This window comes from Pseudomonas sp. 10C3, from assembly GCF_036346185.1.
Lineage (GTDB): Bacteria > Pseudomonadota > Gammaproteobacteria > Pseudomonadales > Pseudomonadaceae > Aquipseudomonas.
Genome location: NZ_JASJVE010000002.1, coordinates 118,561 through 133,381, shown reverse-complemented (window position 1 = coordinate 133,381; position 14,821 = coordinate 118,561). Strand labels below are relative to the sequence as shown.

13 protein-coding genes are annotated in these 14,821 nt (G+C 58.6%); 7 read left to right on the top strand and 6 right to left on the bottom strand.

The window, feature by feature from the left end:
* Nucleotides 1–5: 5 nt before the first annotated feature.
* Nucleotides 6–1,811, bottom strand: a complete 1,806-nt coding sequence (locus tag QN399_RS02455) for an acyclic terpene utilization AtuA family protein (protein WP_322215594.1) — start codon at nt 1,809–1,811, stop codon at nt 6–8.
* A 171-nt stretch (nt 1,812–1,982) separates the two neighbouring features.
* Between QN399_RS02455 and QN399_RS02450 the strand changes: the two genes are divergently transcribed.
* Nucleotides 1,983–2,600 (top strand): TetR/AcrR family transcriptional regulator, encoded by a 618-nt coding sequence (locus tag QN399_RS02450; RefSeq protein ID WP_322179857.1) that lies wholly within the window; start codon nt 1,983–1,985, stop codon nt 2,598–2,600.
* 106 nt (nt 2,601–2,706) lie between these two features.
* Nucleotides 2,707–3,528 carry a transporter substrate-binding domain-containing protein gene (locus tag QN399_RS02445; protein WP_322179856.1) on the top strand — a complete coding sequence of 274 codons (822 nt, stop codon included), beginning with the start codon at nt 2,707–2,709 and terminating at the stop codon, nt 3,526–3,528.
* Between the two features lie 63 nt (nt 3,529–3,591).
* Here QN399_RS02445 and QN399_RS02440 read toward each other — a convergent pair whose 3' ends face one another.
* On the bottom strand, nt 3,592–3,759 hold the full coding sequence (locus tag QN399_RS02440) for a DUF2897 family protein (protein WP_219060556.1): 168 nt from the start codon (nt 3,757–3,759) through the stop codon (nt 3,592–3,594).
* Between the two features lie 205 nt (nt 3,760–3,964).
* On the opposite strand from QN399_RS02440, the gene pyrF reads away from it, so the two are divergent.
* On the top strand, nt 3,965–4,663 hold the full coding sequence (gene pyrF / locus QN399_RS02435; RefSeq protein WP_322179855.1) for an orotidine-5'-phosphate decarboxylase: 699 nt from the start codon (nt 3,965–3,967) through the stop codon (nt 4,661–4,663).
* A 36-nt stretch (nt 4,664–4,699) separates the two neighbouring features.
* Here pyrF and QN399_RS02430 read toward each other — a convergent pair whose 3' ends face one another.
* The gene (locus QN399_RS02430; protein WP_322215597.1) at nt 4,700–5,704 is read right to left on the bottom strand and encodes an NADP-dependent oxidoreductase; all 1,005 of its coding nucleotides are present in this window, start codon (nt 5,702–5,704) and stop codon (nt 4,700–4,702) included.
* Between the two features lie 237 nt (nt 5,705–5,941).
* Here QN399_RS02430 and QN399_RS02425 point away from each other — a divergent pair, with 237 nt between their 5' ends.
* Entirely contained in the window at nt 5,942–6,703 is a 762-nt protein-coding gene (locus QN399_RS02425; RefSeq protein WP_322215600.1) for an SDR family oxidoreductase, read from the top strand.
* 92 nt (nt 6,704–6,795) lie between these two features.
* Complete coding sequence (locus QN399_RS02420; RefSeq protein WP_330200506.1) at nt 6,796–8,271, top strand: mechanosensitive ion channel family protein; 1,476 nt, start codon at nt 6,796–6,798, stop codon at nt 8,269–8,271.
* Nucleotides 8,272–8,356: 85 nt separating this feature from the next.
* Here QN399_RS02420 and QN399_RS02415 read toward each other — a convergent pair whose 3' ends face one another.
* Entirely contained in the window at nt 8,357–9,571 is a 1,215-nt protein-coding gene (locus QN399_RS02415) for an alanine--glyoxylate aminotransferase family protein (RefSeq protein WP_322179849.1), read from the bottom strand.
* A 181-nt stretch (nt 9,572–9,752) separates the two neighbouring features.
* On the opposite strand from QN399_RS02415, the gene QN399_RS02410 reads away from it, so the two are divergent.
* Both QN399_RS02410 and QN399_RS02405 read left to right on the top strand, forming a co-directional pair.
* Nucleotides 9,753–10,703 carry an LD-carboxypeptidase gene (locus QN399_RS02410; protein WP_330200505.1) on the top strand — a complete coding sequence of 317 codons (951 nt, stop codon included), beginning with the start codon at nt 9,753–9,755 and terminating at the stop codon, nt 10,701–10,703.
* A gap of 250 nt (nt 10,704–10,953) precedes the next feature.
* The gene (locus tag QN399_RS02405) at nt 10,954–12,924 is read left to right on the top strand and encodes a methyl-accepting chemotaxis protein (RefSeq protein WP_322215602.1); all 1,971 of its coding nucleotides are present in this window, start codon (nt 10,954–10,956) and stop codon (nt 12,922–12,924) included.
* Nucleotides 12,925–12,964: 40 nt separating this feature from the next.
* Here the strand turns inward: QN399_RS02405 and QN399_RS02400 are convergent, their stop codons facing one another.
* Nucleotides 12,965–14,158 carry a benzoate/H(+) symporter BenE family transporter gene (locus QN399_RS02400; protein ID WP_323565648.1) on the bottom strand — a complete coding sequence of 398 codons (1,194 nt, stop codon included), beginning with the start codon at nt 14,156–14,158 and terminating at the stop codon, nt 12,965–12,967.
* 129 nt (nt 14,159–14,287) lie between these two features.
* Nucleotides 14,288–14,764: a MarR family transcriptional regulator gene (locus QN399_RS02395; protein WP_322179841.1), complete on the bottom strand. Its 477-nt coding sequence runs from the start codon at nt 14,762–14,764 to the stop codon at nt 14,288–14,290.
* Nucleotides 14,765–14,821: the final 57 nt, after the last annotated feature.

The window sequence follows — 14,821 nt, the reverse complement described above, 5'->3', positions numbered from 1 at the left end:
TCGGTTTACGGGCGTTGCTGGCCATTGACCTGATCGGCAATGCTTTGCGGCACCGGGATCTGGATTTCCAGCAGTTGCTGAGCGAACGCTTTGCCCTGTGGGTCGATACGCAGGCTGGCGACTCCGCCACCGCCGAGGGCGTTTTCCAGGAGGAAATTCAGGCTGTGGCTGCCGGGGAGATACCAGCGCTCGACCCGACCATGAACCGGGTCGAGGACATGGCTCATCCAGTCCACGACCACTGCGCTGCTCAGGGTTTCGGCGATCCACGGCAGGAACTCCGGGCGTCGCGCCATGACCCCGATATTACTGTGGTTGCCTTTGTCACCGGAGCGCGCCACCGCCAGTTTCACCAAGGGAACACTGGCATCGGCACGCCCATGAGGTTGTGGTGGTTGCAGGTCCAGGGGCAGTGCGCTTGGGTCGAACCTCTGCTGGGGCGGCAGCTCGAAAAGACTGCGCTGGCCGTCGATGTCGATTTCCAGGCGGCAGGCGGACTTGTCGATCAGGAATGAGAACAGGCGAATGACCGGATAGACCGTGGGCCGACCGCCAACGATGCCTGTGAGCCCCGGCGCCATGCCTGTGGCGGCCTGTGCGATCTCGCGGGAGAACAGGATCAACGCTTGTTTTTCGGGGTGACGCACCGCCAGTTTGATCACCACTTCGCGAGTGTCGTGCCGTTGGCCGTGGGGGCCGTAGGTGGCTTCGCTGCCCAGCAGTTCGATGTTCACTTCGCTGTAGGGTGGCCAGCCGCGCTGGCTGAACAACTCTTTGGTTTTGTTGATAATCGCCTGGCCGACGCGCTCGGCTTTTTTTACCGCGTCGATTCCGGCGATCAGGCAACTGGCAGTGCAGCGGAAACCGTCCGGGTACGTTGCGCTGACCTTGTATTGGCCGCTGGGCGCGAAGCCGCGAGCACCCTCGACGCTGACCTGGTTGTCGCCTACTTGCTTGAGTCGGACGTGGGTGAAGTCGCATACCACATCAGGCAACAGGTAGGCCCGGGGGTCGCCGATTTCGTAGAGCAACTGTTCGCCGACGCTCAACGGTGAGATCAACCCCCCGGAGCCGGCGGGTTTACTGACAATGAAGTGGCTGTCAGCCCTGACTTCAATGATCGGAAAGCCGATATGTTCGTAGTCTGGCACGTCCTGCCAATCAGTGAAGTTGCCGCCGGTGCACTGTGCGCCGCACTCGATGATGTGGCCGGCGAGGGCGGCTTGGGCCAGTTTGTCGTGATCTTGCCAGGACCAGCCGAACTCGTGAACCAGCGCTGCACTGACCACTGCGCTGTCGACCACTCTGCCGGTGATGACGATATCAGCGCCCAGTCGCAGCGCTTCGACAATGCCGGGTGCACCGAGATACGCATTGATGGACACGCACATCGGCGGCAGGGGCGCGCCAGTGAACATTTCGTGAACGCCCGCGCTACTCAAGTGCTTGAACTGCGGCTGCAAATTATCGCCGAGCAGGACAGCGATCTTCAGGTTGACCCCCGCGTGCAGACAGGCCGCTTGCAAGGCCGCGGCACAGGCGAGGGGATTGACCCCGCCCGCGTTGCTGATGATCCTGATCTTCTGCTCAGCGATTTTTGGCAGCAGTGGAGCGAGCACTTCAACGAAGTCGGTGGCGAAACCCGCGTCCGGATTTTTCATCCTGGCCCCGGCCAGCAGCGACATGGTGATCTCGGCCAGGTAGTCGAACACCAGATAGTCCAGTCCGCCGCCGTCCACCAGTTGCGCGGCCGCCGTGCAGGTATCCCCCCAGAATGCGCTGGCGCAACCGATGCGCACGGTTTTGGACATGACAGACCTCGTAGGCGATTGACTGTGCATCAGAGACTACCAAGCAAGCGCTTGGTTTTGAAAGCCCTCGTTTAAAATAATTGCTTTGCGTGGCGCCCGAGCGCTTGCTTGGTGTGCCGCACAGGCATAAATTGCGCGCGCCATATGCCAACTTCCAAAAGGAACCTCACCGTGGACGAGCAAAAAGCTTTGAAGGTGATGCGCGAGTTGGTGGACGGTGGGCAGATCACCGATCCCGACAGCGCTCGCGGCAAACTACTGCAGGTGGCCGCTCACCTGTTTCGCAACAAAGGCTACGAACGCACCACCGTGCGGGACTTGGCTGGCGCGGTGGGCATTCAGTCCGGAAGTATCTTTCATCACTTCAAAAGCAAGGACGAAATCCTGCGCTCAGTGATGGAAGAGACCATCCGCTATAACACCGCTTTGATGCACGCGGCGCTCGCCGACGCGGACACTGTGCGCGAGCGGGTGCTAGCGCTGATTCGCTGTGAGCTGCAATCGATTATGGGTGGCAGTGGCGAGGCCATGGCAGTACTGGTCTACGAATGGAGATCGTTGTCGGAAGAAGGACAGGTTCACGTACTGGCCTTGCGCGACCTCTACGAGCAGCTCTGGCTGCAAGTATTGGGAGAGGCAAAAGAGGCCGGCTATATCAAGGGCGATGTATTTATCACGCGGCGTTTTCTAACGGGCGCCTTGTCGTGGACCACGACCTGGTTTCGCGCTGAAGGCAGCATGACCCTCGATCAGTTGGCGGATGAAGCACTGATCATGGTTTTAAAATAACGTTGAAGCCTGCCGGCACGTTCGAACTGACATCACTTTGATATTGTCTAACAGGCCGAAAACGCATAGCTTATCCACATCCGGTTACCTGAGGTGTGCTGTGTCGATGTCTTTGCCTTTGCGGACGGCTTACCGAATTTTGTTCTTGGCTATCAGTACGTTATGGGCTAGTGAGGCATGTGCCGTGCAGCTGGTGCGTATCGGTGCGGCGCATTTTCCGCCTTACACTGTTCACCCCGAAAAAGGCGAAGACACCGGTTTGTTGCCGCAGTTGGTCATTGCCTTGAATGCGGCGCAAAGCGACTTTCAGTTTTTGCTCGTGCCGACCTCCATTCCACGTCGCTTTCGTGATTTTCAGGACGGCCGGTTCGACATGGCTATCTTCGAAAATCCGGATTGGGGCTGGAAGAATATTGCCCACGTCAATGTCGACATGGGCCTTGAAGACGCTGAAATCTTCGTCGCCAAGCGCGAAGAAGGGCGCACACAAAACTACTTCGATGACTTGCAGGGCAAGCGTCTGGCCTTGTTCAGTGGCTATCACTATGCGTTTGCCCACTTCAATGCCGAACCCAAATTCCTGGCCGAACACTACAACGCAACGCTGACGTATTCCCATGACAGCAACTTGCTGATGGTGCTGCGCGAACGGGCTGACATTGCTCTGGTGACGCGCTCGTACCTGAGCGATTTCATGGCGCGTAATCATGATGAAGCCCGCCAGTTTTTGGTGTCCGAGCGGGTCGATCAGATTTATCGGCATTACGCCTTGCTGCGTCCGCAGGCACCTATTACGGGGGAGCAGTTCAGCCAGTTATTGCAGCAACTTCGTGATAACGGGCAGATGTTCAGGATTTTTCAGCCGTATCGAATCGCGGTCACATCGCTACAGAACAATCACTCGATGACTGCGTATGGAACGCACTAATCCCGCTATCAGACAGGAGACGCATTGTTTTCGCAGGCAAACCCGCGAAAACAATCACGTGGGTCAACGGTCCTTCGCGTCTTTGGCATCCATCTCGGCGTTGCGTTCATGAACGCGCTTGAGTTGCTCATCGGTCAAATCAACCTTTGTAGCGGTATCGCGCAACATCAATAGACCGCCAACGATCGAGCCAATTGCAACTATCAGAATTAACCAGGCATACCAGGGCATAGGGCTCTCCTTGAAGTGATATCACTTTGAGCAATCTATATTGCCAGTGGTTCAATTCTAGGCGCCCTGTGCCCGGTTTGTTAGCGGCATGCTGTTTGTTCAGGGCTGGGCGCGCGATCTGGATCAATTATCGATCACTGGGTCCCGAAAATGGGTCGGTTCGGCTACAATACGCGCCGATTTCGACTTGCCTGAGAGCCTACTCATGTCCGCCTGCCAGACTCCTATCATCGTCGCCCTGGATTTCCCTAACCGCGACGCCGCGTTGAAACTGGCCGATCAGTTGGACCCGAAGCTGTGCCGGGTCAAAGTCGGTAAGGAATTGTTTACCAGCTGTGCGTCGGACATCGTCGAAACCCTGCGCAACAAGGGCTTCGAGGTGTTTCTTGACCTGAAATTCCACGACATCCCCAACACCACGGCGATGGCGGTAAAGGCCGCTGCGGAAATGGGCGTGTGGATGGTCAATGTCCATTGCTCCGGCGGTTTGCGCATGATGGCAGCCTGCCGTGAAGTGCTTGATCAGCGTAGCGGGCCAAAACCGTTGCTGATTGGTGTCACCGTGCTGACCAGCATGGAACGTGAAGATCTGGCGGCTATTGGTCTGGACGTCGAACCGCAGGTGCAGGTGCTGCGCCTGGCTGCGTTGGCGGAAAAAGCCGGTATGGACGGTCTGGTGTGCTCGGCACTCGAAGCCCGTGCCCTGAAGACCGCCCATCCGTCGTTGAAACTGGTCACCCCTGGCATTCGTCCGGCAGGCAGCGCCCAGGACGATCAACGCCGCATCCTGACACCGCGTCAGGCGCTGGACGCCGGCTCCGACTATCTGGTCATCGGCCGTCCCATCAGCCAGGCCGCCGACCCGGCAAAAGCGCTGGCAGCGGTCGTGGCTGAGTTGGCGTAAAAGCTATTCGCGAGGCGTCGGTTCAGGCGCCTCCGATCACACCTTTAACACCAGTTTCCCGAAGTTTTCACCCTTGAACAGCTTCATCAGGGTTTCGGGGAAAGTCTCCAGACCCTCGACGATGTCTTCCTTGCTTTTGAGTTTGCCTGAAGCGAGCCAGCCGGCGATTTCCTGACCGGCTGCGGCGAATTTGGGGGCGTAGTCCATGACCACGAAGCCTTCCATGCGCGCACGGTTCACCAACAATGACAGGTAGTTGGTCGGGCCTTTGACCGCTTCCTTGTTGTTGTACTGGCTGATGGCGCCACAGATGATCACCCGTGCTTTGGGCGCCAGGCGGGAAAGAACGGCGTCGAGGATATCGCCACCGACGTTGTCGAAATACACGTCAACGCCTTTCGGACATTCACGTTTGAGGCCCGCGTGGACGTCTTCATTCTTGTAGTCGATGGCGCCGTCGAAACCCAGTTCATCAATCAGCGACTGGCATTTTTCTTTGCCCCCGGCGATGCCGATTACGCGGCAGCCTTTGATTTTGGCGATCTGCCCGGCAACGCTGCCCACTGCACCTGCGGCCCCGGAAATCACCACAGTCTCACCGGCTTTCGGCGCGCCGACGTCCAGCAGGGCAAAATAAGCGGTCATGCCGGTCATGCCCAGTGCGGACAGATAACGCGGCAGTGGTGCCAGTTTCGGGTCGACTTTGTAGAAACCCTTGGGCTCACCGAGAAAATAGTCCTGCACCCCCAGTGCGCCCTGCACGTAATCACCAACGGCAAACTCAGGGACCTGTGAGGCGATGACTTTGCCTACACCCAACGCGCGCATCACGTCACCCAGATTGACGGGCGCAATGTAGGACTTGCCTTCGTTCATCCAGCCGCGCATGGCCGGGTCCAGCGACAGGTATTCGTTCTCGACCATAACCTGACCTGCCGCCACTTCGCCGACAGGCACTTGCTGGAAGGTAAAGTCGTCGCGGCTCGCGGCCCCTGAAGGGCGCTTGGCGAGCAGGAATTGACGGTTGGTCTGGGCAGTCATGGCAGGCACTCTTTTAGACAGGAAGGAGGGAGAACAAGCCTACGTGATAGTCGTTGGCCGCCGTTCCGGCAAGGTTTGTCCGTCTGGCGAATGCAGGCTGATCCAGTTGGGTGATGAGCCTCCACGGGCTTAATCACTCTGGCGCATACGTGCATAACCGGGTCTCTGATAGTGCTGACGTACGCCTGTGGGGGATGGCTAGACTGCATCACTATTCAACCGTCAGGGGACAATTACATGAGCATGACTTTTTCCGGTCAGGTGGCTTTGGTCACGGGCGCTGCTGCGGGTATTGGTCGCGCGACCGCATTGGCCTTCGCTGAGCAGGGCCTGAAAGTGGTGGTGGCAGACCTGGACAGTGAAGGCGGGGAAGGCACAGTTGAATTGATTCGTGCAGCGGGCGGCGATGCAGTGTTTGTGCGCTGCAACGTCACGAAGGAAGCTGAAGTGCGCCAGTTGATGGAGCAGGCAGTGAGCACGTATGGCCGCGTCGACTATGCCTTCAATAATGCTGGCATCGAGATCGAAAAGGGTCGCTTGGCCGAGGGCAGCGAAGCCGAGTTCGATGCAATCATGGGCGTCAACGTCAAAGGCGTCTGGTTGTGCATGAAGTACCAATTGCCGCTGATGCTCGCCCAAGGCGGTGGGGCCATCGTCAACACCGCATCTGTGGCTGGCCTTGGCGCTGCACCAAAGATGAGTATCTACAGTGCGTCGAAGCATGCCGTGATCGGTCTGACCAAATCAGCCGCGATTGAATATGCGAAGAAGAAAATTCGCGTCAACGCCGTCTGTCCTGCAGTGATCGACACCGACATGTACCGTCGCGCCTATGAAGCCGACCCGAAAAAAGCCGAATACGTGGCCGTCATGCACCCAGTCGGTCGTGTCGGCACCGTCGAAGAAATCGCCAGCGCCGTGCTTTATCTGTGCAGCGATGGCGCCAGCTTCACCACCGGCCACGCGCTGGCGGTGGACGGCGGGGTGACCGCGATTTAAGGGCCGCCAGCGCCTGCAGTACGTGCTTACCCTGCACACACCGATCGGCTAAGCTCGCCTCCTGTAGTGGTCTATGTGTCAGGAGTGAGTCGATGGATTTCATGTGGTTTGCCTACCCACTGGTCAGTGCCTTGGTGCTGATCATTATCGACCTGACCCTTTGGCAGTGGGTTGATCCACGGCATGTGCGCTGGAAGATGGCGGTGCGGCTGGGCCTGTTTCTGTTGTTCAGCATGGCATTGCTGGATGCCGGGTTGAGCCCTCTGTTTCCGGTGCCCGATGCGGTCCTGCCACCGCGCCACACGCTGGCGACCGTACTGGCTATTGTCTGGTGGTTGTACGGCGCACGAACCCTGACCGTATTGGCGGTGGTGATTCTGGAACCGCGGATCGGTGGCAAGGGGCATTTGCTCCAAGACCTGATGGGCGCGATCATCTTTCTGGTCGCCGTCGTCGCTGCCGCCGCGTACATCCTCGATTTGCCAGTCAAAGGCTTGCTGGCGACGTCGGGCGCGGTGGCGATCATCCTCGGTCTGGCAGTGCAGAGCACGCTGGGCGACGTATTTTCAGGGATCGTGCTCAACGCAACCAAGCCCTTTAGGGTCGATGACTGGATTCGCGTCGACGACATAGAAGGTAAGGTGATCGAAATTGATTGGCGCTCAACCCATCTGCTGACGTCCGAAGGCAGCATGGCGGTGATTCCCAACGCGATGGCGGCCAAGACCCGGATCGTCAATTTCAGCCGCCCCGATCACTTTCATTCCGTGACCCTGACCGTCGAGCTGCCAGTACGCTTGCGTCCCAGCCTGGTGCTGGACTCGCTGGAGAAAGCCTTGCAGGGCTGCCGTGAGCTGCTGGCAAAACCCAAAGCCGGGGCCGTGGTCAAAGCCTCCGGTTTACGCTCCGTGCAGTATGAGATCACCGGCTACATCAAATCCAGGGACCGTTGTAGCGCGGTGAGTAACCAGCTCTATGACTTGATCTATCGCCAGCTGGCGGCGTCCGAAACCCTGCGTCAGGATCAGATCAAGCCTGCGACGCGGCAGTCAGCAGTACTCAACACGGTAGGGGTGCTGCGCATGCTCAGCGATGAAGACCGTGCCGAACTCGAGCGTCACATGCACTTGCGCTCGTACCCTGTTGGCGCGGTGATTCTCGCTCAAGGTGTCGTTCCCGATGCGCTGTTGATCATTGAGTCTGGGGTGGTGACGGCGGCTGTTGAACGGCCTGATGGCTGGCTTGAGGTCGGGCGCATGGGGCCGGGCGAACTGATTGGCGAAACCGGTATTGTCGACCAGTCGGCCAGCCTCGCTCGTTTCAGTGCGATGACCGACTGCATGGTCTATCGCATCGAAAGCAAAGACGTTGAGCCTTGGCTGGAAGAACACGGTGAATTGCGTGGGGCTCTGGCAGGGTTGGTACGCTTCCGCGCGCAGGCTCGGGCGACGATGATTCAGCATAAGCCCTTGGATGTGGGCCAGAACGGTTTCCTGCAATGGTTGCGCAAAAGCGTCACTCGCTTTCAGCCGGGTAACGAACGCGGGCCGACGGACAAACTCAGTTGAGTCGCCACAGCACGAACACAAACGTTTTCACCACGGGCGCATGCGACACCAAGCGGCTGGTGTCGCATGCGCCTTTGATGGGACTTTAGCTGGCAGCGGCCGAGGCTGTATCACGAGACACATACCGTTCCAGTTCGGAGATTCCGGTTGGCAGGTCCAGAGAAGCGCCGGCATGGCGCATGCTCGACCCCAGAGCGTGCAAGGTGCGGAACAGGTTGTGCACGCGGCTTTGCTCACCCATCTGACCGATACGCACGATATTGAGGCCGAACGAACCGGAGATTTCGACCCTGTGTACGGCTGTCATATGGCTTCTGACCAGGTCAGCGGATACACCTTTGGGAACGTTGATGCCGATCACCGAGTTGAGGCGCACTTCTTCCGGGACCAGAAGTTCCAGGCCCATGGCTTCCATCCCTCTTTGCAGGGCTTTTGAGCACAGCTCATGCCGGTGGAATCGACGCGGCAGGGTTTCTTCGCACACCAAGTGCAACGCTTCATGCAGCGCCAGAATGCCGGAGACCGGTGCGGTGTAGTGATAGGAGCGCTGGTTCCAGAACTTGTCTGCCAACAGTGCGTCCAGGCACCAGTGGGCGATAGGCTGTTTGCGCGCCTCGATTCGTGCCCATGCGTAATCGGAAAAGGCCAGCAGCGAAACGCCGGGAATGGACGATAAGCCTTTTTGTCCGCCGGTGATGACCGCGTCGACTTGCCACTCATCCATGTCGAACGGCATGGTGCTCAAGGTGCAAACCGCATCGACAATCACTGCGCAGTCATAGGAATGCGCCAGTCGCGAAATCGTTTCCAGATGGCGGTTATAAACGGTATTCGAGGTCTCGCCCTGAACAATGGTCAGGGTGCGGAAATTACCCTGCTTCAAGTAGTGCTCAACGATATCGGGGTCGGCCGCCTGATTGTCCGGGACCTCCATAATGGTGACTGCACCGCCGACACGCGACGCCATCTCGGCCATACGACGACTGAAGTAACCGTTGCAGATCGACAGGACCTTGCTGTCTGGGGTCACAAGGTTGCAGATCGCCATTTCCATCGCCGCTGAACCGGGACCGGCTACACCCAATACATGCTTGGATGCGGTCTGAAAGACGTAGGCGCCCATGTCCTTGACCTGGTCGATCACCTGGTTCATCACATCGCCCAGGTGATTGATGACGATGGAGTTCGCATAGGCCACTTTGTGCGGCAGCGGTACGGGGCCCGCGCCCATCATCAGCAACGGTTCCTGAGGCAGAATTTGATCAAGCGCGATGATGGAAGCCGGGATTTTAATGTTCATGAACGTTCTTTATGGGTCGATGAAATAGGAGCGCTACCTAAGCAACCTAGCGCTGTATCGGACGCCGCTGAGCATACCTCAACGAGGGCAGTGAGTTCATGCCTTGGGTTTTGGGTGACAATAAACGGCGGTTCGATTTGTGGTTAACTGTTTTATCAAAACCAGGGGGCGGCGAGTAACGATGGATTTTTATCACACTCAAGAACACAGCGGTTTACCGACACTGCACCCGCAACGGCTTCGAGTCGGAGATGCGGTTGCGCTGGTGTCGCCTGCCGGGCCCGTGGCTCAGGCGCGCGTCGAGGTCGCGGTCAAGGTGCTCAGCGATTGGGGCCTGCGACCACGTATCTATCCCCATGCGCTGGATAAAAACTCGTTTCATGCGGGCAGGGATGAGCATCGTGCTGCGGACCTGAACGACGCGTTGGCCGATCCCGAGATCCGTGCGGTCATCTGCAACCGCGGTGGTTATGGTGTGCAGCGCATTATTGAACACCTGGACTTTGATGCAGTAAGGCGAGACCCCAAGCTGGTGCTGGGATTTTCCGATATCACGGCCTTGCATGCAGCGCTCTGGCGCAACGCACGGTTGGCCAGTATCCACGGTCCGGTGGCCGCGCAGCTTGAGCGGGGCGGCCTGACGAATAGCAGCGTAAAACACGCGTTGATGAGCGCCGAACCGGTGCTGATCAGGGCCGACCCCGCAGAAGCGACGGTGAGTGTGCGCAGCACGGGTGTTGCCCAAGGGATTCTGTTGGGCGGAAACCTGAGCATGCTCAGTACCTCCATTGGCACGCCATTTATGCCCGACCTGAACGGCGCGATCCTGCTGATCGAGGACGTGGCCGAAGCCGCGTACCGTGTCGATCGAATGCTCACGCACCTGCGCAATTGCGGCATCCTGCAGCGCTTGGCGGGCGTGGCGGTGGGGCAGTTCAGCGAGCCCGCAGGCGCGGCAGGGCAGATCAGTCTGGCGGACGTGCTCAACGAACGTCTGGGCGATCTCGGCGTTCCGCTGCTGGGTGGGCTGCCCATCGGTCACGGTGACCCCAACATTGCGGTGCCGTTGGGCACGCAGGCCATCCTCGACGCTGATGCTGGCACCTTGCTGGTGGCAGCTGCCTGCCGTTAAAAAGGCGCGGTGTGAAGTCGAAAATCGTTGCCGTTGGGTGAGTACTTTACCGAAGGGTGACGATCAGCCGATAAAGTTCACGTGCCAGCCGACACTAAGCGTTCTGAAAACGACTTGCACGTAGCTTTTTGCCATTATCCAGGCGCCAAAGGCTTGTGCTGAATCGGGTCCGTTGCGAATCTGCATGATTCCAGGACGGCTTAATGAATAGCCTGAACGCCTTCTGGTATTCGAACGGGGATTGAGCGCTATGATTTCGGCCGTGCAAGCACGCTTTGCCAACCTCGGGATGGCGAAAAAACTGGGGGTGGGTTTCATCCTCGTACTGCTGCTGACCGCCTTGGTCGCTGCCATTGGCGTTTGGTCGCTGCAGAGCATCAGCCTGCGCTTCAATGGCCTCAAGCAAATGTCGACCCTCAATAGCGGCCTGCTCAAGGTGCGCTTGCAGGAGCAGGATTACGCCCTGCACAGCGACCCGAAAGTGGCGGATGATTTGCGCGCGGGCGTGGACGCGTTGCAGGCCCTGGCGGAGCAGCTCAAGGGCGAGTCGGACGCCAACCAGACCATGATGAGCCAGGTGCAAACCGCGCTCACGGCTTACCGCAAATCCTTCGATCAATTTGTCGAGATCAGCCAGAGCAAGGACCTTTCTCTGGAGATGGCCAGTTGGTCGGTGTCCAGCGTTGCTAATAATCTGGATGTATTGCAAGCCGGGCTGGCCGATGATGGCACCTACGCGCTGAAGGACTCCCAGGGTCAGCAAGGTGCTGAGTTCATTGCGCAAGCCAATCAGGTCAGCCAGGTGTCACGGTTGATGTTGCAGGCGATGGATGAAGCGCGGGTGCGTCTGGACCAGAGCCGTAAAACAGGCTCGGGTGAGCCCCGCAAAGAAGGCAAGATCGAACAGGCTGACCAGGCACTTGCGTTGGCCGAGCAGCTCAAAGGCGTGGTCAAGGACTCGGGTTACCTGACCGTGCTGGGCGAAGTCAGCACCCACATTGGCAACTTCACCGAGAAACTCGCCGAATACACCGGTTTGCTTGCCAACGAAGCGCAGGTTTCTCAGCAACTTGCCGACAATGCCAAACAGGTCGTGCAGCGGGTCAATGAGGCTTATAGCGCCGAAGACCAGGCGATGCAGGCTGAGCTCAAAGCCAGCTCGCTGCTGATTATCGGTTCCTCGATGCTGGCGTTATTGGTCGGTCTGATCGCCGCCTGGGGCATTACTCGCCTGATCGTGGCACCGTTGCGTAGCGTGATCCGCGTCGCCCAGCAGATAGCGTCCGGCGATTTGAGCGCCACGGTAGAGGTCAAACGCCGCGATGAAATCGGCCAGTTGATGCTGGCCATGCAGCAGATGGGCGCGGGACTGAGCAGCATTGTCAGCGGCCTGCAAGCCGGTATCGAGCAATTGGCGACGTCGGCTCATTCGCTGTCGGCGGTCACCGAACAGACTAACCTGGAAGTCAGTAGCCAGCGGGAAGAAACCGAGCAGGTCGCTACGGCCATGAATCAGATGACGGCGACGGTGCATGACGTGGCACGCAATGCTGAGGAGGCCGCACAGGCCGCACAGACTGCCGACGACAAAGTCGAAAGCGGTCAGCTGGTCGTTCGCCAGAGCATGCAACGAATCGAAGCGCTTGCCAGTTCCGCCACCTCCGCCAGCCAGAGTATCGAGAACCTCAGTGCCGAGATCCAGAACATTGGCAAAGTCCTGGGGGTGATCAAGAGCGTCGCCGAGCAAACCAACCTGCTGGCGCTGAACGCCGCCATCGAGGCCGCGCGGGCCGGGGAGCAGGGACGGGGTTTTGCGGTGGTCGCCGATGAGGTGCGCGCGCTGGCCAAACGGACTCAGCAATCAACCGAAGAAATCGAACGACTGGTAGGCAGCCTGCAGAGCGGGGCGCAGTCGTCCGTGGCGCAGATTAAAAACAGCGGCGAATTGGTGAAAATGGCCGTCAGCGATGCCTTGCAGACCGAAAGCGCGCTGGGCAGCATCGCCGTAGCGGTGTCCCTGATCCAGCAAATGAACCAGCAGATCGCCGCCGCTGCCGAGCAGCAAAGCTCGGTCGCTGAAGAGATCAATCGCAGCGTCACCAGCATCCGTGCCAGCGCCGATCAATCAGCCCTCGCGATGCGGGGGAATGCTGCGTCGAGTATCGAGCTGGCGCAATTGGGGACTGAGCTCAAGGGGATGGTCGGGCACTTCCGGCTTTAAATAAGCGAAGGGCTTGATACGGAACAGCTGACTTCCCGCATCAGCCCTTACGGCTATTCAAGATCATCAACGTCAGCACCCCGGCCACAATCCCCCAGAATGCCGAACCGATGGAGAACAGTGTCAGGCCTGACGCGGTGACCATAAAGGTGATCAGCGCTGCCTCACGCTCCTTGGGTTCGTTCATGGCGACGGTCAGGCCATTCATGATCGAACCAAACAGGGCCAGCGCGGCAATCGATAACACCAACTCTTTAGGCAAGGCCGCAAACAACGCGGCCACGGTCGCGCCAAAGATGCCCGCGATGGCATAAAAAACTCCGCACCAGACCGCTGCGGTGTAGCGCTTGTCACGGTTTTCATGGGCATGGGGGCCGGTGCAGATGGCAGCGCTGATTGCGGCCAGGTTGATGCCATGCGAGCCAAACGGCGCCAGTAGCAACGATGCAATGCCGGTGACCGAGATCAACGGGGAGGCCGGTACGGTGTAGCCATCGGCGCGTAGAACAGCGATGCCGGGCATGTTCTGCGAGGTCATCGCCACCACGAACAGCGGAATCCCGATGCTGATGGTCGCGGCCAGCGAGAACGACGGAGTGGTCCACACCGGTGTTGCCACTTCCAGCGTAAAGCCACTGAAATCAAGCAATCCCAGTAGGCCTGATATCACCGTGCCGGCAATCAGCGCTGCGAGGACTGCGTAGCGCGGTGATATGCGTTTGATCAGCAGATAACTGAAAAACATGCACAGCACCAGGCCGGTACGGTGTTGCGCGGCGACGAATATTTCACTGCCGATCTTGAACAAAATCCCCGCCAGCAACGCCGCTGCGAGTGACGCAGGTATACGCTTGACCAGTCGCTCGAAACTGCCGGTAACGCCGCACAGGGTGACCAGTATGGCGCAGGTGATGAAGGCCCCGATGGCTTCGCCGTACGACACACCGCCCAGGCTGGTCACCAGCAGCGCTGCACCTGGCGTCGACCAAGCAACGGTGATGGGGGTGCGGTAGCGCAGAGACAGGCCAATGCTGCAAATCGCCATGCCGATGAACAGGGCCCAGATCCAGGAAGAAATCTGTGCGCTGGTCAACCCAGCGGCTTGCCCTGCCTGGAACATCAGGACCAATGAACTGGTGCAGCCAGTCATCATCGCAATAAAGCCCGCGACCACGGCAGCAGGCGAGCTGTCGGCCAATGGCCGAAGGCGGGTAGGAGTGATGGCGTCGGTCATGTGGGTTTTCCTTAACGGTGTCCAGTCAAGCCACAAGCCTAAACGCAGTCGCCACCCGCTGTTGCAATACAGCAATCGTCACAATTAGCCGTACAGTCGCAATTGATAGCGTCGAATGCGTCAGCTGTATCACTCGGATGCTAGAGACTCGGCAGGGATTATCACCCCTGTCTGGCGGGCTTGCCCCAGTGCTTTGTTCACGGCCAGCCAACCATCAACCGCCGCTTCGCCCGCTTCGGCAAACACCCGTTGCAGCAGATCCACTTGTTCGTGACGCAGGGCCTGCTCGAATGCAATGCCTTCTTCCGTCAGGCCCAGCAAGCGTTTGCGCTTGTCGACGTCAGGCGCGACGCTGTGCACCAGGTTCATGTCGATCAATTGGCGCAAGGGCGTATTGAGTGCCTGCTTGCTGACACCGAGCACCGTCAGCAACTCTTTCACGCTCAAACCTGGATAGCGGGCGATAAAAAACACGATGCGTTGGTGCACGCGACTGAGGCCGCGTTGCGCGAGCATTTCGTCGGCTTTGGCGGTGAACGCCTGGTAGCCGAAAAAAAAGGCTTCCATCGCCGACTGCTGAGTTATTTTATTTTTAAGGTCAATCATATTGACGTATCTAGGCCCGGTATCGTAATTTCGGTCAAGCAGTTTGACGTATTTCTA